The sequence below is a fragment of the Vibrio atlanticus genome (genome assembly GCF_024347315.1).
GTDB classification, from domain to species: domain Bacteria; phylum Pseudomonadota; class Gammaproteobacteria; order Enterobacterales; family Vibrionaceae; genus Vibrio; species Vibrio atlanticus.
Map to the genome: position 1 here is coordinate 1,294,319 of NZ_AP025460.1, position 24,311 is coordinate 1,318,629.

The 24,311-nt window shown below is 43.4% G+C and carries 19 protein-coding genes, 1 tRNA gene and 1 pseudogene; 16 read left to right on the forward strand and 5 right to left on the reverse strand.

Going from position 1 to position 24,311, the window contains the following annotated elements; translation table 11 throughout:
* Positions 1 to 361: 361 nt before the first annotated feature.
* The 7 genes from OCV30_RS05920 (at position 362) to OCV30_RS05950 (ending at position 8,980) form a co-directional block, all read left to right on the forward strand.
* Positions 362 to 2,422 carry a TonB-dependent receptor gene (locus OCV30_RS05920; protein WP_065678740.1) on the forward strand — a complete coding sequence of 687 codons (2,061 nt, stop codon included), beginning with the start codon at positions 362 to 364 and terminating at the stop codon, positions 2,420 to 2,422.
* A 168-nt stretch (positions 2,423 to 2,590) separates the two neighbouring features.
* A complete protein-coding gene (locus OCV30_RS05925; RefSeq protein ID WP_012603634.1) occupies positions 2,591 to 3,406 on the forward strand; it encodes a siderophore-interacting protein in 816 nt (271 codons plus the stop codon).
* A gap of 117 nt (positions 3,407 to 3,523) precedes the next feature.
* Positions 3,524 to 4,507, forward strand: coding sequence for a Fe2+-enterobactin ABC transporter substrate-binding protein (gene fepB, locus OCV30_RS05930; protein ID WP_065678739.1), 984 nt, complete (start codon positions 3,524 to 3,526; stop codon positions 4,505 to 4,507).
* Positions 4,508 to 4,539: 32 nt separating this feature from the next.
* Positions 4,540 to 5,580, forward strand: a complete 1,041-nt coding sequence (locus tag OCV30_RS05935) for a FecCD family ABC transporter permease (RefSeq protein ID WP_065678738.1) — start codon at positions 4,540 to 4,542, stop codon at positions 5,578 to 5,580.
* Complete coding sequence (locus OCV30_RS05940) at positions 5,577 to 6,638, forward strand: FecCD family ABC transporter permease (RefSeq protein ID WP_065678737.1); 1,062 nt, start codon at positions 5,577 to 5,579, stop codon at positions 6,636 to 6,638. The genes OCV30_RS05935 and OCV30_RS05940 overlap by 4 nt, the downstream gene beginning before the upstream one ends.
* Before the next feature lie 308 nt (positions 6,639 to 6,946).
* The gene (locus OCV30_RS05945) at positions 6,947 to 7,759 is read left to right on the forward strand and encodes an ABC transporter ATP-binding protein (RefSeq protein WP_065678736.1); all 813 of its coding nucleotides are present in this window, start codon (positions 6,947 to 6,949) and stop codon (positions 7,757 to 7,759) included.
* Between the two features lie 189 nt (positions 7,760 to 7,948).
* On the forward strand, positions 7,949 to 8,980 hold the full coding sequence (locus OCV30_RS05950) for a potassium channel family protein (RefSeq protein ID WP_065678735.1): 1,032 nt from the start codon (positions 7,949 to 7,951) through the stop codon (positions 8,978 to 8,980).
* 118 nt (positions 8,981 to 9,098) lie between these two features.
* Here OCV30_RS05950 and OCV30_RS05955 read toward each other — a convergent pair whose 3' ends face one another.
* The gene (locus OCV30_RS05955) at positions 9,099 to 9,668 is read right to left on the reverse strand and encodes a UPF0149 family protein (RefSeq protein ID WP_065678734.1); all 570 of its coding nucleotides are present in this window, start codon (positions 9,666 to 9,668) and stop codon (positions 9,099 to 9,101) included.
* Positions 9,669 to 9,805: 137 nt separating this feature from the next.
* Between OCV30_RS05955 and OCV30_RS05960 the strand changes: the two genes are divergently transcribed.
* The 6 genes from OCV30_RS05960 to OCV30_RS05985 all read left to right on the forward strand — a co-directional run bounded on the left by OCV30_RS05960 (position 9,806) and on the right by OCV30_RS05985 (position 17,231).
* Positions 9,806 to 12,295, forward strand: coding sequence for a hybrid sensor histidine kinase/response regulator (locus OCV30_RS05960; RefSeq protein ID WP_442478151.1), 2,490 nt, complete (start codon positions 9,806 to 9,808; stop codon positions 12,293 to 12,295).
* Between the two features lie 248 nt (positions 12,296 to 12,543).
* On the forward strand, positions 12,544 to 12,993 hold the full coding sequence (locus OCV30_RS05965) for an L-alanine exporter AlaE (RefSeq protein WP_009846408.1): 450 nt from the start codon (positions 12,544 to 12,546) through the stop codon (positions 12,991 to 12,993).
* Between the two features lie 180 nt (positions 12,994 to 13,173).
* Positions 13,174 to 13,264, forward strand: a tRNA-Ser gene (locus OCV30_RS05970).
* Positions 13,265 to 13,878: 614 nt separating this feature from the next.
* Positions 13,879 to 14,805 carry a LysR family transcriptional regulator gene (locus OCV30_RS05975; RefSeq protein ID WP_065678732.1) on the forward strand — a complete coding sequence of 309 codons (927 nt, stop codon included), beginning with the start codon at positions 13,879 to 13,881 and terminating at the stop codon, positions 14,803 to 14,805.
* Between the two features lie 225 nt (positions 14,806 to 15,030).
* Positions 15,031 to 16,284 (forward strand): D-amino acid dehydrogenase, encoded by a 1,254-nt coding sequence (locus tag OCV30_RS05980; RefSeq protein ID WP_017101033.1) that lies wholly within the window; start codon positions 15,031 to 15,033, stop codon positions 16,282 to 16,284.
* A gap of 185 nt (positions 16,285 to 16,469) precedes the next feature.
* On the forward strand, positions 16,470 to 17,231 hold the full coding sequence (locus OCV30_RS05985) for an IS5 family transposase (protein ID WP_102552608.1): 762 nt from the start codon (positions 16,470 to 16,472) through the stop codon (positions 17,229 to 17,231).
* Positions 17,232 to 17,263: 32 nt separating this feature from the next.
* Here OCV30_RS05985 and OCV30_RS05990 read toward each other — a convergent pair.
* From OCV30_RS05990 to OCV30_RS06005, 4 genes and pseudogenes are all read right to left on the reverse strand, one after another.
* Positions 17,264 to 17,983 (reverse strand): annotated as a pseudogene (locus OCV30_RS05990) (dienelactone hydrolase family protein); the annotation flags it as partial.
* 117 nt (positions 17,984 to 18,100) lie between these two features.
* Positions 18,101 to 19,030 carry a pyridoxal-phosphate dependent enzyme gene (locus tag OCV30_RS05995; RefSeq protein ID WP_065679125.1) on the reverse strand — a complete coding sequence of 310 codons (930 nt, stop codon included), beginning with the start codon at positions 19,028 to 19,030 and terminating at the stop codon, positions 18,101 to 18,103.
* Positions 19,031 to 19,157: 127 nt separating this feature from the next.
* Entirely contained in the window at positions 19,158 to 20,456 is a 1,299-nt protein-coding gene (locus OCV30_RS06000) for a sensor histidine kinase (RefSeq protein ID WP_017098515.1), read from the reverse strand.
* Positions 20,453 to 21,130, reverse strand: coding sequence for a response regulator transcription factor (locus tag OCV30_RS06005; RefSeq protein WP_065679101.1), 678 nt, complete (start codon positions 21,128 to 21,130; stop codon positions 20,453 to 20,455). The genes OCV30_RS06000 and OCV30_RS06005 overlap by 4 nt, the downstream gene beginning before the upstream one ends.
* Positions 21,131 to 21,255: 125 nt before the next feature.
* Here OCV30_RS06005 and OCV30_RS06010 point away from each other — a divergent pair, with 125 nt between their 5' ends.
* The 3 genes from OCV30_RS06010 to OCV30_RS06020 are packed head-to-tail and all read left to right on the forward strand — an operon-like array spanning position 21,256 to position 24,210.
* A complete protein-coding gene (locus tag OCV30_RS06010) occupies positions 21,256 to 22,275 on the forward strand; it encodes a glycosyltransferase family 2 protein (RefSeq protein WP_017101037.1) in 1,020 nt (339 codons plus the stop codon).
* Positions 22,272 to 23,759, forward strand: a complete 1,488-nt coding sequence (locus tag OCV30_RS06015; protein ID WP_065679102.1) for an ArnT family glycosyltransferase — start codon at positions 22,272 to 22,274, stop codon at positions 23,757 to 23,759. The genes OCV30_RS06010 and OCV30_RS06015 overlap by 4 nt, the downstream gene beginning before the upstream one ends.
* Positions 23,746 to 24,210, forward strand: a complete 465-nt coding sequence (locus OCV30_RS06020; protein ID WP_012603650.1) for a GtrA family protein — start codon at positions 23,746 to 23,748, stop codon at positions 24,208 to 24,210. The genes OCV30_RS06015 and OCV30_RS06020 overlap by 14 nt, the downstream gene beginning before the upstream one ends.
* Positions 24,211 to 24,311: the final 101 nt, after the last annotated feature.

Genomic DNA, 24,311 nt, shown 5'->3' on the forward strand with positions numbered 1-24,311 from the left:
GAATTCTCAATTCAAGTTAATTAATGTCAGTGATAATTATTATCAATATTAAATGAGAATGCTTTACATTTAAATATGCAACCGATAAGGTACGGTTGAAAATTCGTCAGGTCATTGAAAGGGAAATCATTTTTCAATTTATTCGTTGAGTGACTTAGGGCTTGTTCAATGTGACGGTTTTCAGTCGGAATTTTGGCTCATGTATTAAAGCAGTGGTCAATAAGGAGCTAAGGAAGTACAGCTTATACTCATTTTGAGTTGTTGCGTTTTCAACACCTTTTGAATGTCTTCCCTAGTTTTCATTATAAATGCCGTTACATGAGCCCACCTAAAGTTAATGCTTAATCAAGGAGAATTTTAAATGACAGCATTACGCCCCGCGACAGTGAATGAGCTAGGAAATAGCAGATTCAAACTTCGCACCTTATCTGCAATCATCATGGGACTTAGTGTAAGTGGTCAAGCTTTTGCAGCGACAAACAATAATAATGAAACTACCACTAACGAAGACAAAACTACTTTTGAAGTTACCGTGTATGGCGAAAAAATAGAACGTTCGATTTATGATACAGGCTCAAGCGTGCATGTGTATGATGAAGATCGTATCGCGAGTACTCCAGGCTCATCTGAGGTCGACGATCTGCTGCAGTTAACACCAAACATTGTGGATTCAGGGCAGGGTAATAACCTACCATCGATTCGTGGTGTTGATGGTTCTGGACCTTCTATTGGCGGGTTGGCTGCTTTTGGTGGCTCCGTGCCAAGGTTGAACCTTTCAATTGATGGACGTTCACTCAGCTATTCTGAAGTTGCGTTTGGCCCTCGTTCTTTATGGGATATGCAGCAAGCGGAAATTTATCTTGGACCGCAAAGCTACGTTCAAGGCCGAAATGCATCTGCGGGTGCGATCGTTTTAAAATCTAATGATCCGACTTACGATTTTGAGAGCAAAGTAAAGGCTGCTATTGGTCAGCAAGACTATTCTCAAACCGCAGCGGTTATCTCGGCGCCAATACTAGAAGATCAACTGGCCTTCAGATTGAGTGTTGATCAACAAAAACGCAGTAGTTACGCAGACCTTACTGCTTATGAACCTGTCGGTGACCCTAATCGCATTGAAATGACGACAGCTCGTGGTAAATTTTTGCTAGAGCCAGCAGGCCTTCCTGGGTTCAAAACCACGTTAACGATTGCCCATATGGATACTGTGGGACCTCAATCTGAATCTCAACAAACAAAGATCAATAGAGCTGTTTACGAAACTCAGTCAACAAGCGGCATTTGGGATGTATCTTATGACATCTCAGATACGTTAGTGTTTGAAAATAATTTGATCTACACCGATCGCACTTACGACCGAATCACTGACCCTGCAGGCAGAAAGCAGGATTTCAAATCCAAAGGTAATGAGTTCCAAATAGAGCCTTTGGTTCGATTTGATTCCCTTAGCGAAGATCTCTCTGGTTTGTTTGGTTTACGCTACTTCAAATCTGAAGATGACGATGTATTTGAACAGACTGGGTCATCTATACCAATGGAAGGCAAAAACCGTGCTATGTCGGCATTCGCTGAAGTGACGTACTTGGTGATGCCGAGCATCGAAGTTGTAGCGGCAGGGCGATTCGAACGCGAAAGCAAAAAACGCTATGTTGCCCCGGGTCGTTTTGGCTTAGATTATGATGAAACATCAAATGTATTCCTTCCCAAGCTTGAAGTTGCCTATAAGCCTGAATCAGACCAAACCGTGGGTATCCGAGCAGCTAAGGGCTTTAACTCTGGAGGTGCCGGCGTTGGCTTCAATAACAAAACGTGGGCATTTTCTTCATATACGTACGAAGACGAATACGTTTGGAACTATGAATTCTTCACTCGCCATAGTCTGCTAGATAATGAACTTGAGTTAACAACTAACGTCTTCTACAACGACTACGATAATTTCCAAGTTCTGGAGACTTCATCAAAAGGTGATGTGAAAGTTGATAATGTTGATGAAGCATATACCTACGGTGCAGAACTAGGAAGCCGTTGGTTAACGACATCTAACTTAGAACTATTGGCTTCACTTGGTTTGTTGAAAACAAGTTACAAAGATCATGCTAATAGCTCAAAAGAACTCGCTCGAGCCCCTTCTTTGACGGCAAGCTTCGGTGCTTTATACATGTTTGCTGAGAATTTCGAATTGAGTGGTAATGCGAATTACACTGGAGATTACTTCAGTGACGTTGAAAACTCAGCTAACCAGAGTATTGATGCTTACTGGGTTGCAAATGCACAAGTTGCCTATGTGTTTACTAACGGACGTATGTCTTTATTCGCTACAAACTTGTTTGATTCTGAAAAAGAAACATTCAATTTTGGTGGAGACGATATTACGAAGCAAGCACCTCGCCAAATTGGTGGTTCAGTAGAATTGTACTTCTAATCGGTTAGATATAAGAAAACGCCTTGCTCAAAACAAGGCGTTTATTTTGAAATCATTAGCATGGAAAGTGGCGAAGACCCTATGAGTAAAACTCTGAACATTAGGAGAGGCTCCCACCAAAGTCATGCTTTCCCCTCAATACTGTAGATCTCTTTAAGAGGAAAATTGATGAGCGATCAACCAGTGCGTTTACATCCGATGTTGTTGGACTTTGTTCGTAAGGAGAAGATCTCAAAGCATCTACTGCGAGTAACTGTTACGGGCGACTCTTTAAAAGGGTTCCCTGAAGATCAAAATGGTACACACATAAAAGTGTTTTTCCCCAATAGAGCTAGTGGGATATTGCAGTTACCTTACCGAGAAGGTGAAACTGTGATTTGGCCTGAGCATAAACCCGTGCCCCGAGCCTATACCGTAAGAAAGTATCGAGCTGATGTGAATGAGCTTGATATCGATTTCGTGATCCACGGAACCGATTCTCCCGGCGGCGGGTGGGCAATTAAAGCAGAACAAGGTTTCCAAATTGGCCTTGTAGGTCCTGCTGGGCCTGACCCATTACTTGAACCCGCAGATTGGCATATTATTGCGGGAGACTTAACAGCAGTACCAGCCATTAGTGCGATTTTGGAGAGCCTTCCCTCTGACACTCAAGGCTATGTATTTATCGAGATAGAGGATGCCGCAGATAAGCATGATATTCAGCATCCGCAAGGTCTGGTTCTGAAGTGGCTAATTAGAGACGAAAATAGCGATCAATCTCTATTGAGCGAAGCTATTTCCGGCTTAATTGCACCGAATGGATCTCACTCGCTTTCGGCTTTCATTGCGGGTGAAAATGAAAGCGTGATTGCGTGTCGTAAAGCGCTTAAACAAGAGTACAAGCTGTCTAAAAAAGATATGTATGCGATTCCTTACTGGAAACGAGGTAAGGATGAAGAAGCGTACCATGATGAACGTCATGAAGTTATGGATGAAGAGTACTAATCAGCTTTATTGAAGTTATTCGATAGATGTTTCAGCCATGATTTTTCTGATCTAGTAATCACCACAGCAAGTCCATCTTAATAATTAAACGCAGACTAAATGAAGTGCAAGTAGTAAATGAGAATCAATGTAATTTTTAAAATCAATATTGTGTTTAAGTTCGTTGTTGTTTTTTTGATTTCAGCTTCGGCTTCTGTTTTCGCAGAAACCGAAATGACATCTCAAAATACTTACCCCAAGACTTTCGTTAATGCGGATGGCTCACAGACAGTGATCCCATCTAAACCGACTCGAATCCTTTCTACCTCGGTGACGATTAGTGGGACGCTACTGGCTATTGATGCTCCTTTAGCCGCAACAGCACTCACTTATGAAGGGAAGTTTTTTAGTCAATGGGCAGATATTGCTGAACAGAGAAGCGTGGAAAAGGCATGGCCTGCCGGCAGCGTTGATTTAGAGTCTGCCTATATCTATGAACCTGATTTGATTGTTGTAGCATGGCGCGGCGGTGATTCGGCGAGAGATCAAATCGCTGAATTTAAGCAAATAGCACCAACCATTATTTTGGATTACACCGCACAATCATGGCAAGACTTGGCTTTGAGGCTTGGACAGGCGACAGGGTTAGAAGAACAAGCCCAACAAAAAATTAGCCAGTTTGAGTTGTTCGTTAACCAGAGTAAAAACAAGCTACAGATACCAGAAGGCGAAACCAATATTGTGGCGTATTTTGGACCTGGAGCTACCAATGCTATCGCTTTAGAGGATGGCGTTCATGCGGACTTGCTCACTGATCTTGGTTTTAAAATGGAAGTGCAAAATCGTCAATGGCATGACAACACCGTGCCTTTATCAGATTTTATGCGCGTCCACTTTGAACTGCTGACTCAACTTAAAGCCGATACGACATTTTTGCTAGAAGCGAGTGATGATAGCGCTAATCGATTCATGCATGACCCAATCTTGATCAACCTTCCGTCCGTCCAGAATAAACAAGTCTTTGGCCTAGGTGAGAATTCATTTCGTATCGATATGTATAGTGCCACTGAAATCGTTAACGACATTGTTCAGCTTTTTGAACGAGATACAAATGCAGGTTAATGGCTAATGCCAATGGGTAAAGGATGTCCGTAATGACAAGTATTGCTGGTCCTGCAGAAGCATTTGAACAGATAAGAAATGGACAACGACGACGATGGCTGATGGCGGGAGTCGTGTTGTTATTTTTTGCCTCGTGTTTTAGCCTTTTTATCGGCACGCATTACATATCGCCGGTAGTGACTTTGGATGCGATTTTTTCTTTTGATCCAACCAACAGTGATCATCTATTGGTTGTCCACCTTCGAATTCCACGCACCTTGTTAGCTTTAGTTGTTGGCGGTGCGCTTGGTGTTGCTGGCGTTATCATGCAAAGCTTAACTCGTAACCCATTAGCAGATCCTGGGATACTCGGTGTCAATGCGGGGGCGACAGTTGCCATAGTCTCAGCGATAGCCTTTCTGGGCATCCATGATATGGCCTATGTGATGTGGTTTGGTTTACTTGGGGCGGCTGTTTCCGGAGCGGGTGTTTTTGCACTTGCTGGGGTCAATAAAGGGGTTAACCCTGTAAGAGTTGTATTGGCGGGAACTGCTTTGTCGGTTGTGTTGCTTGCACTGACTCATATGATCACAATAAACAGCAATGAAATGGTGTTTGAACAATATAGACATTGGGCTGTGGGGTCATTTCAAGGGCGAGGTTACGATGTCTTGATCCCGGCTGCCATGTTAATAGCCATTGGATTAGTAATCGCATTTTCATTAAGTAAAGCCTTAGATACTGTCTCGTTAGGGGACGATATTGGTCACGCCTTAGGTGTTAACCCGATCAAAATATGGTGTTTTGCTTCTATTGCTATTGTGGTTTTAGCGGGGACCTCTACTGCGGCGGCTGGTCCTATCAGCTTTGTTGGTCTTACTGCCCCTCATATTGCAAGGATGGCGGCGGGGCCGGATCATAAATGGTTGATGCCTTTCTCTTTACTGATTGCATCCATTCTGGCGGTTGTCGCCGATGTGCTAGGCCGGATCGTCGGGTATCCCAATGAGATCAGTGTAGGTATTATGATTGCTCTAATCGGCGGGCCATTCTTTGTATTCTTAGTGAAACGTTGGAAGATATCTCTCCTATGATGATTGAGCCTTACACTCTTCAAAATTCTGGCTCGGGAAGTGTTGTACGCTTCGGTCAGTTTTCTTTCTGTTATCAACCGTCTCATATACTTATCGCTTTGATTTTGTTGATATCAGTTTGCGCTATTGCAACTTATTCCATGACATTGGGTAAGTTTAATATCTCGTTGCCTCAAGTGGCCGATATCATTCTTGGGGCTGGAGAGAGGGGCGTAAAAGATCGAATAATTCTTAACATAAGACTACCTAAGGTTCTTACTGCGGTCTTTGTTGGGGCTGCGTTAGGCATTTCTGGTGCGGTATTTCAATCGGTATCAAGAAATGCTCTTGGTTCTCCTGATGTCATTGGCTTTACAACGGGGGCTGCTACCGGGGCAATTGCTCAAATAGTTTTGTTTGAGCAAGGGGCTATCGAAGTGGCAATCGCGGCGATAGTCGGCGGAGTAATCACGGCCGTTATCGTTTACTTACTCGCGGTAAAAGCAGGAGTGGTTGGAGGGTATCGCTTAATACTGACTGGTATTGGGATCGGGTCCATTTTGAGTGCGCTGAACAGCCTGATGTTAGTTAAGGGTAATTTGGACAATGCCATTTTGGCTAATCTATGGCTTGCAGGATCACTGCATGCTAGGACATGGACACATGTCTATCCTGTACTTATAGGGGGATTTCTCCTCCTCCCTTTTATGATGATGCTAAAGCGTGCGCTTGCCATGATAGAGATGGGGGATGACATTGCAACTCAGCTGGGTATCCGAGTTGAACGAGTCCGTCTTTCTATGATTTTCTTTGCTGTGGTTTTAGCCGCATTCGCGACAGGATCTGCTGGGCCTATTGCCTTTATTGCCCTTGCTGCTCCTCAATTAGTTGGTCGATTGAGAAAGTCGCGAGCATTATCCTTATTCTCCTCAGCCCTTATGGGCGCGTTGTTGGTCTTAACTGCGGACATTTTAATTCAATGGTTGCCTTTTCAAGCAAGCGTGCCCATAGGCAGGATGACGGGTATTGTTGGTGGCATATATTTAATTTGGCTATTGACCCGATCTCGCCAGTTTTAAGCATAGGTACTCATACGATCAATGAGAGCGATACCTCTTAAGTTTACCGAGTTAGATCAGTACTCAAAAATGACAAGTTGCTCCAATGGGTTATGGGGTACCCAACTGAACTTGAAATTGTGTAACGCTGCCTGTTTTAGCCCCGAAGAAACCAAGCGTAACCTTGAGCAGCAACAAGTCTATTCTTGATGCTACGCTTTCCCAAGTAACTGAATAGTTAGAGCTAATTAGTTAAGTAATTAGCTAAATAAGCAAATAGCTAAAAGTTACTTGGGGATATTGTTTAACATAAATTAAATCAGAAACTTATGAGCCTATCGACACCGGTTAAATCCAAAACTATCTCTCGACTAAATGGAAGTAACCTTAAACTTGCATACGAGAATCGCGTTATTTGTGAAAATCTCGAACTTCATATTCCTGAAGGTAAATTTACGGTCATTGTCGGACCCAACGGGTGCGGAAAGTCGACCTTATTGAGAAGCTTATGCCGTTTATTGAAACCTTCTAAAGGCCAAATTTGTCTAGATGGTCAGAATATCCAAAAAGTACCAGCTAAAGAGTTGGCGAGAGAGTTGGGGTTACTGCCGCAAAGCTCACAAGCTCCAGAAGGGATTCGAGTCGTTGATTTGGTAGCAAGAGGCCGTTATCCGCATCAGAAACTATTTAAGCAGTGGAGCTTAGATGATCAAGAGGCGGTCTTCCAAGCGCTGGAAGATACTGGTGTCACCGATTTGGCCGAGAGGCAGGTTGATGAACTATCAGGAGGTCAGAAACAACGAGTTTGGATTGCAATGGTATTAGCACAAAAGACACCGATAGTATTACTTGATGAGCCGACAACTTATTTGGACGTCGCACACCAGATCGATTTGTTGGAGTTGTTCCGCAGCCTCAATAGAGAGAAAAAACACACTATCGTCGCCGTGCTGCATGATTTGAATCAAGCCTGTCGTTATGCGGATCATCTGATTGCATTTGCTGGTGGAGAAATTGTCGCACAAGGGGAACCTAAGTCTTTAATTGACGCCAAACTCGTTAAGCAAGTATTTGGCTTAGATAGCGTTATTATTGATGATCCCGTAAGTCATACTCCATTGATTGTGCCTTTGGGGAAGTAACTCATATGACTTTTTGCTCAGTTTTGATTAACTCCAGAAATTGTTTGTAGATATTTCTAAGTCTTTTTGTACCTAAATGTGGACTATTGGCATTATTTTGGGCTCATGTGCCTTTTTCTTAAGATACATCTTGTTGATATCATTTATTTTTTCTAGCATGTAACTAAGAGAAATGGATTAGAGGCTCTAATGATAATCTGGTTACAACTCAAACGTTGGGTCAAAGCGAATATCTTTGTTTTGAATGGTAAAAACCTACTGTTTACTTTCCTCGGCTACGTGTTTTTATCGTGGTCGACATTGTATTTAGCGGGTGAAACGGACTTAACCAACTCGTTTACTACATTTGCATACTATTTAGTCGTGACGGCTTCTACGGTTGGTTATGGCGATTTGTCACCGACAACGGAAGCGGGGCGATGGATTGTTATTTTGTTTGTTATCCCTGGAGGGCTCAGCCTTTTCGCTGCTTTACTGGGTAAGGTGGCAACAGAAGGTGTTGAATATTGGCGAGCGGGCTTGTTAGGTAAAAGGAGAGTTAGAGTGGAAAACCACATTTTGATGTTGGGGTGGAATGAACAAAGAACCATTCATCTCATCCGTATGCTGCAACATGAAGAAACGGGCAAGCGACCAATCGTATTATGTACGCGTTCAGATATCGAAAATCCGTTACCCGGTGAGATCAATTTCGTTAAGGTAAACAGCTACACCGATGGTAAAGAGATGGAGAAAACGGGCATTGAGTCAGCCAGCTGTATTCTTATTGATAACCCCGAAGACGACATCACGCTGTCTGCAGCGCTTTATTGTGCGAACCGAAACCCTAAGGCTCATCTTCTGGTTTACTTTAAAGATGAGGCGTTGAGCGATTTACTGCATCAACATTGCCCAAACTCTGAATGTATTCCGGCAGTGGGTGCCGAAATGCTGGCTAAATCTGCGGTTGATCCCGGTTCAAGTGCGCTTCATCAAGAGCTTTTAAGCTCAACTAGAGGTATGACACAGTATTCGACGTATTACCCTAAAGATGCCGAACCTGTAACCGTCGCGCCTATTTTCTCTGTATTCAAAGAGAAGTATAAAGCAACGCTGATCGCGATTGATACGGGGAGTGGTATAGAGCTTAATCCGGAGTTAGACCAAGTTGTCAGCAGCGGCACTAAGTTGTTTTACATTGCCGATGAGCGAATTGATCATTTCGATTGGAAAGGCTTTTAGACGGCTATTTAGTCTCTCCTGAAGCGAAAGAAGGCCTCATTGTGAGGCCTTCTTACTATCGTTCGAATATAGCGCAGCTTATTTCTTTTATATCTCTCGCTTTAGAGAGAATGGAAAATTATTGAGCTTCGGCTAATGCGATACCGCGTTGCGTTAACCCGCAAAGCATCACTGGCACAGCATTAAAGATCTCTTCAAATTGCTCAAGGCCTTCGATGCCTTGTTCTGCAAGCGTAGCAATGGAAGTTTCTGGATCGTAAAGCATGCTTAGTGAAAGCAACACGCCGCCGACCAATGCGTTGTCTTCGCTGTCTTCGGGCATCAGTGTTTCCCAATCATCACGGGCTATCTGCCAACCTTGAAGTAAGCCTTCACAAAAATCGCGAGCTGCTGTATTTACAACTTCTGCATCATCTAATTGACAAGCTTCAGGCCATACCCAAGTACCTTCGATCAGTTCTGGGCGGGTTTTGTTCCAAAGCGCGATGATAACTTCAATGTAGCTTTCCAGCTGTTCACCGTCGGTAAAAGGTGCGACTTCTTCGCCACCCCAAAGGAATGGCAGCCATTCATGAGGGGTTAACACATTTGGAGCGGCTGCCATTGCAGTGACAAAGCCCTTGGTTTTGTGTTCTGTGATTAGCTTTCCTTCCAACTCTGGAAGCGCAAGAATATCTTGTAAAGTCAAAGTGAGGTACCGTAAAAGGGAACATATTTGTGCTTATAGTACCAATGAACTTGCGCCAATCAAGCTTCATCTAAAAACGCTTGATGTCATTAGTGATAAACACTAGGTTAAACAGAAAAGAAAATAACAAGATAATTATGCAAATACGCTCGTCTCTCAAGAAAAAAAGTATGGTAGCGCTTGGTGTATACCTCGCAATGTTCATTGCTATTGTCGGTAGTGTGACGTATTACGTCGTAGAATCTCCTGTACGCGCTAAGTTGCAACAAAACCTCGACTTACGTACACAACTGTTATCGGAATTGATTACAGCACCCCTCGGCAGCTCTCAAGGTTTTGTTGATAGTTTGGTTGGTTTCGCTCAGGCGCAGCGCAGTGATACTGATGTTATACCGTTATTTATTAAGTCAATGTTGGCGGCTAGCGATGACACGATCGTCAGCGCAGGTATTTGGCCAGAACCGCATGCATTGGATTCTGATAAAATCCTTAACAGTTATTTTTTCAACAAAGCCGACGATGGTGATATTGACCAGATCTTTTCTTATAACAACCCCAAAAATACGCCTTATCAAAACGAATATTGGTATACATCTGTATTAAACAAAGCGCAGGGAACCATTGCATGGAGCAATGTGTATATTGACCCATATACACATGTTCAAATGATCACAGCATCTTCACCTTACTATTACGATGGAACTTTTGCAGGTGTCGCGACGGTGGATCTCTCACTCGAAGAGTTACTCGGCTTTATCAAGAACCATGCGGAAGAATACAACCTTGGTATTACTCTAAGAGACAAACTCAACCAAGTGTTGGTTTCTCATAACTTCAATCTCGTTGATGGGATTTATATTAGTAGTAACCAATTTGGAGAGTTTGGATGGCAAGTGGATGTCGTCAACTCAAAATCACGAGTAGCAGACGAAGTGTTTCGTCAGGTAATGAGCGTTGAAGGCGGTATTGTGCCGCTGTTATTATTGTGTGTCATGGCAGGTTATTACTTACTGAATCGCTATTTGATAAGCCCAATCACAACGATTGCCGCCCAAGTTGATAGTTCTAAAGCAGGCGAGATCATCGATGTTGACTACTCCAGTGATGATGAAATCGGACATTTGATCAAAACCTTCAACGAAAAAACCATCTATCTCGAAGCTGAGAAGGTTAAAGCTCAAGCATCAACCAATGCCAAAACGGCCTTTCTTGCGACCTTGTCACACGAAATTCGTACCCCGATGAATGGTGTATTAGGAACGGCTCAGATCTTACTTAAAACCCCTTTGAGCACAGAGCAAGAGAAGCATCTTAAGAGCCTGTATGATTCGGGTGATCATATGATGACGTTACTCAATGAAATTTTGGATTTTTCAAAGATAGAGCAGGGTCGGTTAGATCTGGATGAAACACGATTCCCGCTTGATTCAATCATAGGCAGTATCAATAGTGTCTATTACACATTGTCTTCCGAGAAAGGGCTTCAATTCAAAGTGTACTCAGAAGTGCCTTCTGGCCGTTGGTACTTCTCAGACAAAGCACGCCTTCGCCAAATTTTATTTAACCTCTTAAACAACGCAGTCAAGTTTACCTCTCGAGGCTTTGTCGAGGTATACCTTAAAGAAGTCGTAGAGGGGAGTGACACCTACCTTAGTATTCGAGTTCGCGACACCGGTATTGGTATATCTAAAGAAGCACAAAAACGTATTTTTAAACCGTTTGAACAAGCTGAGTCTTCGACTACGAGACGCTTTGGCGGTACTGGTCTCGGGTTAGCGATTGTGAAGAAAATTACCCAATTGATGGAAGGCAGTATTAGTGTCACCAGTGAAGAAGGGATAGGCACCAGCTTCGATGTTCGCTTGAAGATTAAGCCTTGCCAGCCTGGCGAAATAGAGAGCTTGCCACATAAGAAGTTAGATTACTCTGGCTTAAAGGTACTGATTGTCGAAGATAACCGAACCAATACCGTCATTATTGAAACCTTTATGAGCAGTAAAGGATTTACTTGTAAGAGCGTCGAAAATGGTGAACTTGCGATACAAGCCGTGGTGGCTGAGCGCTTTGATTTGGTATTAATGGATAACCATATGCCAGTGATGGACGGCGTTGAATCAACCACTGCAATTCGAGCTTTGATAGGCGAGATATCATCGGTACTGGTGTTTGGTTGTACGGCTGATGTCTTTAAAGAGACTCGCGAACGTATGCTTGGTGCGGGTGTGGATTATATTATTGCCAAGCCGATTGATGAGCGTGAGTTGGATGATGCGTTATTCCGCTATTCAAACAAGCTTTACCAATACCATGAAGTTAAAGCTCATGATCTTGATTGCCTGGATGTGGAAAAAAACGATTCGCAAAGTAACAGCGAGTCACTACCTAAACCTGATCTACGAAACAAAGATAACACAGAAGAGCTACTCGTCACGCTGTACGTTGCGCTCGAAGATAATAACTTAGCGCTGATTAAGTCTGCATTAGAGAGCTTGCGTGTTCATGCTGAACCTATGAATAATGCAAAGCTCACAGATCACGTCGATAAAGCTTTAGAACAGGTTTCTCTCGGTTTCACTCCTGAACAAGAAATCATCAATACCATTACGGTAAATCTTCCTATGGCATAGTTGTTGTTTAATTACGGAAATATAATAACAAATCGCTCGTTATTTAACCTTTGTGTTTTTTTTTGGTGGAAGTGACTGCTTTTAAAGTGGTTTTTGGTTGTTAATTTACAACTTTATTTTTAATTTGGAATGTATGACTGCTTGTGTTGTGATTTAATAGTGACATTATCTGGCTAGGTGTAATCTCACCTTGTTTATGTGTTGTTAAATCACTAATTAAGTAGTGGTATATTTTAGGTTTATCGTCAATGAAGTCTCGTGGTCCATTCTGTATTCGAAACGCAGCTGCGGATACATTCGCTATGGTCGTTTTCTGTTTTATTTCTGGAATGATTGTTGAAGTGTTTATTTCTGGTATGACGTTTGAGCAGTCTCTTGCTTCTCGAACGTTATCTATTCCGGTAAACATAGCTATCGCTTGGCCTTATGGAGTCTTTCGTGATTGGTTCTTGCGTAACGGCGCAAAGCTTTCACAAAGCTCATTGATGAAAAACTTGTCTGACTTGGTGGCGTACGTGTTATTCCAGTCACCTGTGTATGCCGGTATTTTATTGGCAGTAGGTGCTTCGAGCGACCAGATTGTTACGGCTGTAACCAGTAACGCTGTTATCTCATGTGGTATGGGCGTGCTGTACGGTTACTTCTTAGATATGTGCCGTAAATGGTTTAGAGTTCCGGGCTACTATCAACAAGCTTAAGAAAAGCAACAAGCGTAAGTACAACGATAGAATGAAATTTGGTTTGTTTTTGATCTAATGAGTTAATTTGTAATCGAACAAACTGAAAAAAGCACTTTTTTTGATAATGCCTCTTGACCAAAGCAAGCAGAATCAATAAAGTAGCGCCTCGTTGAGTGACAAGCTCAACACACAATTTGTGGAAGGATGGCTGAGTGGCTTAAGGCGCTCGCCTGGAAAGCGAGTATACGTTTATAGCGTATCTGGGGTTCAAATCCCCATCCTTCCACCACTATTCAAAACCCTAGCAGAAATGCTGGGGTTTTCTCGTTTTAGAGCACCTATATTTTATCTCTATCTCTATCTCTATCTCTATCTCTATCTCTATCTCTATCTCTATCTCTATCTCTAGCCCAAAGTCCTTTGCCTAGTTATCACGCCTTCCAACGCTATTTATGACCACTTGCTTACTGTGATTGGTATTATACCAATCGTAGTAAATAACTGGTCACCCTAGCTTGTTAAAAACCTCGATAACTTCGTTAGAATTTTTGATTGTAGAATAACTACTTATCGAAAAATTCTGCCTTGTTCTCAAGCTTTTTTCCTACGCTATGTTTGATCACTTATTTACTGTGATTGGTATTACTCAAGTGAAAGCCGAACTTCAAAGGTGCCATGTCATCGAAAATGTTTCGTTAAGCGGTTTCAAACAGGTTCTTTAAGCTCTTTCCATCTGTCTATCAAGAGTAGATCGAATAAACGAGCATGAGCCTTTAGCTGTCTTGAAGTGACTCGGTGCACAAGTTAGTAAGTGTAAATACGTTCTTGATAAAATGGGATACATGTTCGCAGCCAATTTGTGAGACGCTTGATCTAGTGTCAGTCGAATCACAAGGAAGTTGAATGCATCACTTTAATATCCGCGCTCTTGAGTATTTAAACGCGTTGTCTAAGTATGGCTCATTGCGTAAGGCATCCAAGATGATGAATGTTGACCCTGCTGCAATGAGCAGAATGCTGACCCAGCTCGAAGCGCAAGCGGGAATGAAAGTTTGGGAACGCAACAACCGCCAATCACTGTTAACTGAGGCGGGTAATGAGCTGCTGCATTACTATCGTTCCATTGTTCGTGGAGAGGCTGCAGTGCTTACTCGACTAGCCAAGCTTAAAAACCTCAAAGGAGGCAGTGTAAGTATTGCCATCGGTGAAGGGTTTATTACCAACTTGGTGTCAAAGCCGATGCAAACCTTTATGACCCGTTATCCTGATATCAACCTTTCTATTGAAATTGCAGGGGCATTGGACGCGGTCAAGATGTTGGAAGATCAACAGATAGACTTCGCAATAACCTATGCTTCTGCTCCACATCCTAAACTGCACTCCCACGTTGAACGTAGCCATCCGCTCGAATTGATTGCTCCGAAGGGGCACTTCCTTACGATGAAAGAAGCACCTGTGACACTGCAAGATATTAAGGATGTGTCTTTGGCGTTGATCGACAACTCAACAGGGATGGGTCGATTGGTCAAGCATGCCGAGCAAATGTCACATTTCACGTTAGAACCTAAGCTTCAGACGAACTCAGTCACTGCACTGACTAACTTTGTTTCAGCAGGGTTGGGTGTCACCTTTATGCCTAAGCTCACGGTGATCGATGAAATAAAGTCAGGGCAGATTGAAGTGGTTGCGACCGAGTTGGAGATGCTATCGAAGGCGACGGTTAAGGTTCAATCTTTAAAAGACCGCGCACTCACGCTACAGGCCGAAACCTTGTTAGATTTCTTACTTGAAAACGCCACTTTCTTGAGTCATGACGCTTACAATATCTAAGAATAGTAGATTTACTTCGCGACTCCTCCTAAGCGACCAAATACCGCCAATATCACAGTTCCAAATTGCCGAATTCGTTTTTAAGTTGAATTGAGTTTTTGTCAACGCTACCTCTATTGTTAAGTCAACATGCGCGGAATAAGTTACAAATTATTAACGAAACGAGTTTTAGACTGACAGCTGTGTTCGACAGATTTTGGCTTTGTCGGGCATTAGGAGAAGAGAATGGAAGTTATTGTAATTGGTAGCGGTGTTATTGGGTTAACCAGTGCTTGGTACCTTGCGAAAGAAGGTCATACAGTGACGGTTATTGATCGTCAAGATAGCAGTGGCAAGGAAACCAGCTTTGCGAATGCAGGGCAAATTTCTTACGGATATTCTTCACCATGGGCGGCACCGGGGATTCCGTTGAAAGCAATGAAATGGCTTACCCAAGAGCATGCGCCTCTAAAAGTGAAGCCGTCACTTTCTCCTGAATTAGTTGCTTGGGCGACTAAGATGTTGGCCAACTGTAATGAAGCCAAGTACGCCATGAATAAGTCACGCATGTTAAGAGTGGCAAACTTCAGTCGAGAGTGTCTTACTCATCTAAGAACCAGTGAAGATTTAGCTTATGAGGGCAGGCAGAAAGGCACCTTGCAAGTATTCAGAAGCGAGAAGCAACTCGATGCTATTCAGCAGGATATGAAGCTATTAACAGAGAGTGGGATCGAACACTCGCTGTTTGATGTTGACCAGTGTCTGTCAGTGGAGTCGGGTTTAGCGGACGTCAAAGACAAGCTGGTGGGCGGCTTATACTTACCTCATGATGAAACCGGTGATTGCCATCAGTTCTGTTTAACCTTGACTGAGAAAGCCAAGCAACTCGGTGTTAGGTTCGTGTTTGATACTGAAGTGGTAAGTTTGAATCACCAGAATCAAGCCATTGAGACTATTACAACGACTCAAGGCGAGTTTAAAGCGGATGCTTACGTGGTCGCGTCAGGAAGCTATTCTCGAGAACTATTAAAGCAAGTCGACTTGTCTATACCGGTTTACCCAGTGAAAGGATATTCACTAACATTGCCTATCGTGAATGTAGATAAGTCACCGACTTCGACTGTTATGGATGAAACCTACAAGGTCGCGATGACGCGATTTGATGATCGTATTCGTATCGCGGGTACGGCAGAACTCGCTGGTTTTGACTACCTAATCCCAGAAAAACGTAAAGCCACGATTGATATGGTGATAAAAGATCTTTTCCCACAAGCGGGGGACTTTTCTAAGGCTGAATACTGGACTGGGCTAAGACCAATGACGCCAGATGGCACGCCTATCATCGGCAAGACGCCTATCAAAAATTTATTTACCAATACAGGTCATGGGACATTAGGTTGGACAATGGCATGTGGCTCAGGAAAGATCTTAGCAAGCATAGTCAGTGGCTCTGCCAGTGATATTAAATCTGATGACTTAAGTATCCATCGTTATTTGTAGCGGCATGACACCGTGTTAACTAAAGTCACCCCATTTTTAAACTGTAGAATGGGGTTATGGGTTCTCAAGGAGAAGATTATTTGGTGGTGGTTTCTAGGGCGTGTTGATCTTTCGTGAGTGTTTTTTGAACAGCATGGTAAAGAGTTATAATTTGCTTCGCCAAAAGTAAAACCATAACCAATACCATGCCAAGAACAATGCTAACTGATATTCGCTGGGAACTGCTACTCCAAGTTATGAAAAGTACAGGTCGTATTTACGATAAAACTGAACATCGAATGACATTTGAAGGAATACTTTATCGAATGAGAACAGGTATTCCTTGGCGAGATCTACCCTCTGAGTTCGGAGAGTGGAGTACCGTTTACAGACGATTTAATCTTTGGTCAAAGAAAGGGATTTTAGATAAACTTTTCAAAAGCTTATCTAGCATGGCTGATTTTGAATGGGTCTTTCTTGATGGCTCTATAGTTCGAGCGCATCAGCATAGTACAGGTGCAGCTACTGAAAGCTCAGAGCAAATAGGAAAAAGTCGCGGGGGCAACTCAACCAAAATTCACTTAGCCGTAGATAGTGGTGGTCTGCCGATTTGCTTTGATTTATCAGAAGGACAACGCCACGATATAGTGCATGCCGAAAGCTTAGTTGAACAACTCGATGAAGTTAATACTATCGTTTGTGATAAAGGATATGACAGCGAACCTTTCCGTACTTTTGTTAAGGAACGTGGCGGAGAAACGGTAATTGCTAAACGCAATTACGGACAAGATATAGACAAAGACAGTATGGATTGGTGTCTATACAAGTATCGTCACTTGGTCGAAAATGCCTTTGGGAGAATTAAGCATTATCGAGCTATTTCAAGTAGATATGACAAGCTAGAAAGGAATTATGCCAGCATGTTATCGCTGGCATTCATGTTAATGTGGCTACCGATGTATTGTTGAACACAAAATGTACAGCAAAGATCAACACGCCCTAGTACATGGGTAAATCTATCCCACGATTTCTGGTCAGCTTCTTGTTGATAGTTGTTTGAGCCGAATACGGTAAAGGCATGTGGCGCACCACTGTAGGTGATCATTTCATGCGGAACCTTGCTTGATTCAAGTTGAGCTGCGAGGCTTCCAAAGTCGTGCATTGAGATCATGGCGTCTGCTGTACCATGGAACACGACAACTGGAGCTTTTGTCTCAGAGTAGTCTTGTCCTTTAGGTGTCGATAAACCGCCATGGAAGGTGACATAAGCTTTCGATGGGATGCCAGCACGAGCGGCTTCTAAAACGGCTGCGCCACCAAAACAGTAACCCATTATCACGTTGTTATCTAAGTTACCACCAAGCCTTTTCGCTTCCATCGCTCCCGCATTAAGTAGTGCACGCATTTTTTCTCTGTCTTTATACAACTCGCCTGTGTGTTGTTTTTTGTCTTTCACTTCGGTAGGGCGAATGCCTTTACCAAATAGGTCGATGGCGAACACGTTGTAACCGAGTTCGTTGAGCATCTCAGAACGTTTCTTTTCGTAATCAGTTAAGCCATCCCAATCGTGAATTAGCAGCACCAAAGGCGCTTGGTCACTGGCCTCACTCCAATAACCTTCGTAATCCATACCATCGACTTGGTAAGTGATGTTTTCTCCTGAAATCGCAGAGAAGGGCAGTAAAACTGAAAACAGGCCGAGCGTTGTGAGTTTTCGCATGCGTTATTCCTTTCGATGACAATTGACGTTCCAATCGAAAGTATAGATAACGCGATGATTCTCGCCAGATTTCAGTTTATAACTTGAATAGCTAAACTGGAGAATAAAGGAAAAAAATTACCAAGATGCGTTGGTTTTGCTAATGCTCATCTCCGGATACTTCCGCTGATAGCGCGGCAACATCGACTCGTTGCCTAAGATGCCGCCTTGATGGATGTAGATGATGGTTTTGGTCGGGTTGTCTTCTTGCCAACGTTCCAAGCATTGCCACATCAAAGGGTCATAGAGCAGGTCAAATTCAATGTCGGTTTGCTCTTGTAGATCTAACCAAGTTTGATAATCCTGCTGATACAACTTACCAAAGTGGTGTTTGGTTTTGAGCGGTAAGATCTGCGGGTGATCGGTCTCGCCAAGCTCATTGAACTGCTGCGTTAAATAGTCACTGCCACCAACACAAGCACAGGTTAAAACCGGGATGTTGTGCAGTTTTAAATGCTTATGAAGATACAGCGCTGTGCTACCAGTACCAGCGGGCAGTGCAACCACAAAATCGTGTTTGTTTTCGAAGCGCGTCCAGCTGAGTATTTCCATCGCCAGTTGCTTCACGCCATATTCAGAAAGCTGAGAACGTCCACCTTCAGGTAACACAATACAATCGGAACCTGGTTGCCTTATTTGTTCAATATACGCTTGTGGATGAAGCTCAGAGCCTGTTTCTTTGACTGAAATAACCTTAGCCCCAAGATCGATAGCGCCACGGTAGTTGCCGAGTGGGCGTTCTTGTAGCCATTGAGGAAGGTGGTCGACGTAAAACTCAAGCGTCCAGCCTTTGATTTTTGCAAGTGCGGCTAGCGAGAACAAGGAGTTAGCTTGAGCGGACCCATAGCTTATTAGAGTGGTGGTGTTTGGGTGATCGTCTTCCAGTAGCTTCATGAACTTTCTGGCTTTGTTGCCGCAAAAGTGGGAGTGAAGCTTATCGTCTCGCTTTAAGAAAAAGGTGTGATCGTTGTATTGATGCTGAGTTACAGGGCTATTATTTAGTTTCATCGCACTTAGACAAAATGCTGACTCAAGAGCCAGCATTTTTAAATCAAAAAGGACTACTGAGTATCTAGTAGCTAGCGAGTGCTGTAAACCAGCTAAATCAAGTTTTCATAGGGTATTGAGCTTCGTATTACGAGTTTGCTTGCTTTAATGTGGATAAGGAGGAATCTGTCTGAAAGGCGATTCTTGCAGTACACCCTCCAGAGTTGCGATTGACCAACTCAAAGTCCCAATGGAAGCGCTGACACAAGTCGTCGACAATCAATAAACCTAATCCATGACCATTCGGATTGTACTGTTCCTGAAGGCCTTCTCCTTGGTCTTCAATTACCAGATTGTCTTGTGAGAGAGTGATGCTCACTGTGCCACTATTGGTCGCTGCAATCGCATTTCTCAACAAGTTGCCAACCAACATGTTCATGATCGCACTGGTGGCTTGAATTATAGGCTCAGATTGAACGAGTAGGGATATTTCGACTGCTTTCTCATTTGCTTGTAATGTATTTTTGGAAACGATGGTCTCTAATTCTTGCTGGCTAAACAAGCGCAGCGGTGCATCGTCACTATTTCTTTCGTAACGAACTAGGCCAAGCAAGGCATCGACCATCTCAGACATCTGAACAATGGCTTCATCAATGCGTTCAACCTGCCGAGATTGAAACTCGGTGGTTTCGCTTCTTAATAGTAATTTATTCGCACCACGAGCAACGGTTAGTGGTGTTCTTAACTCATGGCTTGAGTATCGAGCAAAGGCTTGTTCACGCTTGACCAAGGAATTGATTTCTCGACGATACTGATTCAGTTGATCGGTTAGCTGACGAAATTCAACTGCCGCATCATCACTCACACCGAACTCTTCGTTGAGATTGAGTTTATTCGACTCAAGTTGCTCAGAGAGAGAGTTGAATGGTTCAATCAGTCGTTTTGACAGTCGATAGAGCAGAGCACCAAAACTAAAAATTAAGATAGAAAGTAACGTGAGCACAAAGGCGGTCGCGTACACAAGTTCAGAAATAGCAAATTCAACACGGTCTATTTCGGAAAGTAGGATTATTGGGTGGGTTTTTCCTTTGTCAGAATACTCGCCAACATAGACCATTCTTGACTCTGGCTCTTCGCCGATCTCTCCGAGAAAGCTCTCTTTATTTGCAATGAGCTTATAATATTCGGGAGGTACGAATGACGGGTCGTTATAGGCGACTGTCAGATCATCAATTCTTAACTCACCACTTTCTCCGGCTTGAAATAGCTCGACGGCGTAATTGCGGTCAATCAAGATGCGTCTTTCTCCGACCCGGTCTTCAGACATGTAGAGCGCGACAATAAAAACGATATAGACGAACGCAGACACAATCACGGCCATTAGCCCAAAGAAAACAGCTAAGCGGCCGGTGAGGGTTTTAGTGCTTGTCAGAAAGTTGGAAATCAATTCGATGACTCCAAGCGGAATCCTATTTTAGGAACCGTAATCAACATTTGACTGTCAAAAGGCTTGTCGAGTTGATTTCGTAATTGATAGATGTGACTGCGCAGCACATCATTATTGGGTTCATCTTCTTCCCATAATTTGTAGGAGATATCTTCACGAGTCACCACTTCCGGTGCGTTTTGGCAGAGCATCTCAAGTATGGTGTAAGTGGTTGGGTTTAGCGCAAGAAGCTTATCTTGGCGGTAAGCTTTACGGGTTTTTTGGTCGATGGTGAGTTCACCGAACTGAAGTTTTGAAGAGGCTACTTTTCCGCGGTAACGACGAACTAGTGCGTTCATTCTTGCTTCTAAAATATCCAAATCAAAAGGCTTGGTTAGATAGTCATCGGCACCATGCTGAAACCCTTTCAACATATCATCGCGGCTATCTAGCGCGGTCAGCATCAAAATAGGTGTCGCGTTGCCTTGGTCTCGCAATTTATTACAAACCGTGAGGCCGTCCATTCTTGGCAACATCAGATCCAATATGATGATATCAAATGAGTTTTCCAACGCGAGTTGCAGGCCGAGTTCGCCGTTGTCCGCATAATCGAGTTCCATACCAATACACTCAAAATAATCAATCAAGACACCTGCGATTTCACGGTTATCTTCGACTAATAGAACTCGTTTCATTTTGATTCTCATACAGAAATAGACGGTAACATTATCCTGAGTGAGCGTGAAAAATATGTCAATAACATAACTTTCACTTATGGGAGGGTAGATTGGATTCAGATTAAAAAATAGAAGAACGTATTATGTCTGAACTTCATATAAGCCGCCCTAAGATATCTACATCGCAGATCAACCCTGCGGTTTCTCTGTCTATCATTGTGCCTTTTTACGATGAACAAGAGGTATTGGAAGAGTTCCACTCTCGCCTTACCAAGGTGCTGGATAGCTTACCCATCACCAGTGAAATCGTTTATGTCGATGATGGCAGCAAAGATAACAGCTTGGAGTTGGTGAGTTCATTCACTTCAATCAATAGCTCAATTTCTGTTATCGGTTTAAGCCGTAATTTTGGCAAAGAATCAGCGATGAGCGCAGGCCTTGAGCACTGTCGTGGACAAGCGGTGATTTTGCTAGACGCTGACTTACAAGATCCACCTGAGCTTATCCCGCAAATGATTGCCAAGTGGCGCGAAGGTTATGACGTCGTCAATATGCAGCGCAGCCAGCGTGATGGTGAAACATGGTTTAAGAAGTTTTCAGCAGCGAGCTTTTACAAAGTCATGAACGTGGCTGCGAAGATTGATGTTCCTGAGAATGTGGGTGATTTTCGACTGTTAAGCCGAGAGGTTGTCGACCATATCAATCAGCTTCCAGAACGTAACCGCTACATGAAAGGCATTTTTTCATGGCCGGGTTTCCGACAAGCGACACTCCAATTTAAGCGTGATGCTCGCTTCTGTGGCGAGACCAAGTGGAACTACCTCAAGTTAATCGGTTTGGCGATGGATGGGATTACCTCGTTCTCTATCCGCCCTCTGCGTATTGCGACGGCCGTTGGTGGTTTAGTGGCTCTTACTGCTTTTGTATATGGCGTCTTCATCGTGTTCAAAACCATGATGTTTGGCGAGCCAATTACGGGTTATCCGTCAATGATGGTCGTGCAACTTGCACTTGGCGGAATCCAACTGTTGAGTATTGGTTTAATGGGGGAGTACATAGGTCGTATTTTCATCGAAACCAAGAATCGCCCTCTTTATCTGATCCAATCGGTCGTTGATACTCCCGCATTGAAAACACATTTTAAATTAGAGGAATCAGCATGAGTTTGAACAGAACGCATCTATGGTATTTGTTGGCTTTTGCACTAGTTTTAAGGCTTTTATCTTTGGCGACTTATCCGTTAATGGACACCACTGAAGCTCGCTATGGAGAAATGGCTCGCTTGATGGTAGAAACTGGCAATTGGTTAACCCCTCAGTTTGATTACGGTATTCCTTTTTGGGGTAAGCCACCGTTGTTCACATGGATGAGTGCTGCTGGTATTGAGTTGTTCGGCTTGAGTGAGTTTGCTGTGCGTGCTCCGCATTGGTTAGCAGGTTTCGCGACGATTCTATTGGTCGCGTATCTGGCGAAGCGTACGGGACAAAGTGCCTTAGTGGCGGCTGTTGTATTGGCAACATGTGGGATTTTCTCTATCGCCGCGGGTGCTGTGATGACCGACATGGCGTTAACGTTAGCCATGACCATCGCGATGCTGGGCTTTTACTTATGTTGGCTCGGTGGAGAAGACTGTAAAGGCGAAGGAAGTGAGAGAACCAACAAAACCTGGGGTTACGTTGGATTTGTAGGCTTGGCGTTGGGCTTGCTTGCAAAAGGTCCTGTTGCGATTGTGATCATGGGTATCGCAGTATTCCCTTGGTTGCTATTACAACATGGTATTTTTGGGGCTTTTAAAGTGTTGTGGCAACGCTTTCCACTGTTGTCTGGTTTAGGTGTCATGCTGGCGATTGCCTTGCCTTGGTACATTATGGCTGAAATGGCTACTCCGGGCTTTATTGATTATTTTATTGTTGGCGAACACTTTAAGCGTTTTGTTGTGAGTGGTTGGGAGGGCGATTTATACGGTTCTGCTCATGATGAAACCAGAGGCATGATCTGGGTATTTTGGATTCAGGCCGCTGCGCCGTGGTCGATTGTATTACCTATTTTAACTTTCGCTCGTCGTAAGAAAATTGCAGAAATTAATACTGAAAATCGCGGCTTGTTTTCATTTCTTGTCTGTTGGTTGATTTCACCTCTGATTCTTTTCACTATGGCGGGCAATATTCTCCCAGCTTACGTCCTGCCAGGTATTCCGGCCCTTGGCTTGTTGATTGCTATACTCGTAGTGGAAAAAGATAAGAAGTGGTTCTCGAGCGTGGCTTTGGTTCTACCTGTGTTGCTAATGATTGCGATGGTCTACCTGAATCTCGGAAAGGCGAACGAGAAAAGTGACCGTATTATTTTCGAACAGATTACGGATTCTGCGCCAAGCTTTTACGTGGGTAAACGACCATTCTCTGGGCAATTTTACAGTCATGGTCAAGCGAAAAGACTTCTCGATATCGAGCAGATAGATGGCATTGATAAGTTCTATCTGATTGGTAAAAGATCTGAAGTGGAAACCAAGATTAAAGAGAACGCATTAACGTGTATTCTAGAGCCAACGGTGAAAATAAAGCGTGCTTTGTTCAGCTGCCATAACCAGAGCAACACACCAAATTTTTCGTTGAATCATATTGAAAGTGAAAATGATGTTCAGCGTTAACTCAAGGCTACGAATGTTCAATGACAAGCTTCAATCACATAGCCAAAGACTACAGTCCCACCACAAGATGGTTCGATTTGCTGTGGTTGGTGTTGGTGGGTTTGTTGTTGATTGTTTGGTTTTTGCATTGCTGCATTATGTTGTTGGGCTGCCTTTAATGATGGCGCGAATTAGCTCCTTTATTGCTGCTGCAACGACGACATGGTTGGGTAATCGTATACTGACTTTTGAATATAAAGGGCGAGGTCATTGGTCTGAGAAGCTGATTCAGTGGCAAAAGTTCATGTTTACCGCATCAATATCAGCGGTACCTAATTTGCTGTGCTTTAAGCTGATGACGGAATTGCTTCCTACCTTTATCGGAGCTGTTTTTATCGCAATGGCAGTGGGGACTCTTGTCGGAATGGTCACCAATTACCTATTTAGCCAGTATTGGGTGTTTACGCGTTAGATAAGTAGGTAACCCCCTTGGTATCTAAGTATTTACGTGGCTAAGGAGCTAGCCATTGGCAACGGGCACAAAAAAGCGCAGCTAAAAAGCTGCGCTTTGTG

Bases quoted from the DNA above. Each gene is read 5' to 3' on its own strand.
- OCV30_RS05920 (WP_065678740.1), top strand. From the start codon at position 362: ATGACAGCATTACGCCCCGCGACAGTGAATGAGCTAGGAAATAGCAGA.
- OCV30_RS05925 (WP_012603634.1), top strand. From the start codon at position 2,591: ATGAGCGATCAACCAGTGCGTTTACATCCGATGTTGTTGGACTTTGTT.
- fepB (WP_065678739.1), top strand. From the start codon at position 3,524: ATGAGAATCAATGTAATTTTTAAAATCAATATTGTGTTTAAGTTCGTT.
- OCV30_RS05935 (WP_065678738.1), top strand. From the start codon at position 4,540: ATGACAAGTATTGCTGGTCCTGCAGAAGCATTTGAACAGATAAGAAAT.
- OCV30_RS05940 (WP_065678737.1), top strand. From the start codon at position 5,577: ATGATGATTGAGCCTTACACTCTTCAAAATTCTGGCTCGGGAAGTGTT.
- OCV30_RS05945 (WP_065678736.1), top strand. From the start codon at position 6,947: ATGAGCCTATCGACACCGGTTAAATCCAAAACTATCTCTCGACTAAAT.
- OCV30_RS05950 (WP_065678735.1), top strand. From the start codon at position 7,949: ATGATAATCTGGTTACAACTCAAACGTTGGGTCAAAGCGAATATCTTT.
- OCV30_RS05960 (WP_442478151.1), top strand. From the start codon at position 9,806: ATGCAAATACGCTCGTCTCTCAAGAAAAAAAGTATGGTAGCGCTTGGT.
- OCV30_RS05965 (WP_009846408.1), top strand. From the start codon at position 12,544: ATGAAGTCTCGTGGTCCATTCTGTATTCGAAACGCAGCTGCGGATACA.
- OCV30_RS05975 (WP_065678732.1), top strand. From the start codon at position 13,879: ATGCATCACTTTAATATCCGCGCTCTTGAGTATTTAAACGCGTTGTCT.
- OCV30_RS05980 (WP_017101033.1), top strand. From the start codon at position 15,031: ATGGAAGTTATTGTAATTGGTAGCGGTGTTATTGGGTTAACCAGTGCT.
- OCV30_RS05985 (WP_102552608.1), top strand. From the start codon at position 16,470: ATGCCAAGAACAATGCTAACTGATATTCGCTGGGAACTGCTACTCCAA.
- OCV30_RS05995 (WP_065679125.1), bottom strand. From the start codon at position 19,030: ATGAAACTAAATAATAGCCCTGTAACTCAGCATCAATACAACGATCAC.
- OCV30_RS06005 (WP_065679101.1), bottom strand. From the start codon at position 21,130: ATGAAACGAGTTCTATTAGTCGAAGATAACCGTGAAATCGCAGGTGTC.
- OCV30_RS06010 (WP_017101037.1), top strand. From the start codon at position 21,256: ATGTCTGAACTTCATATAAGCCGCCCTAAGATATCTACATCGCAGATC.
- OCV30_RS06015 (WP_065679102.1), top strand. From the start codon at position 22,272: ATGAGTTTGAACAGAACGCATCTATGGTATTTGTTGGCTTTTGCACTA.
- OCV30_RS06020 (WP_012603650.1), top strand. From the start codon at position 23,746: ATGTTCAGCGTTAACTCAAGGCTACGAATGTTCAATGACAAGCTTCAA.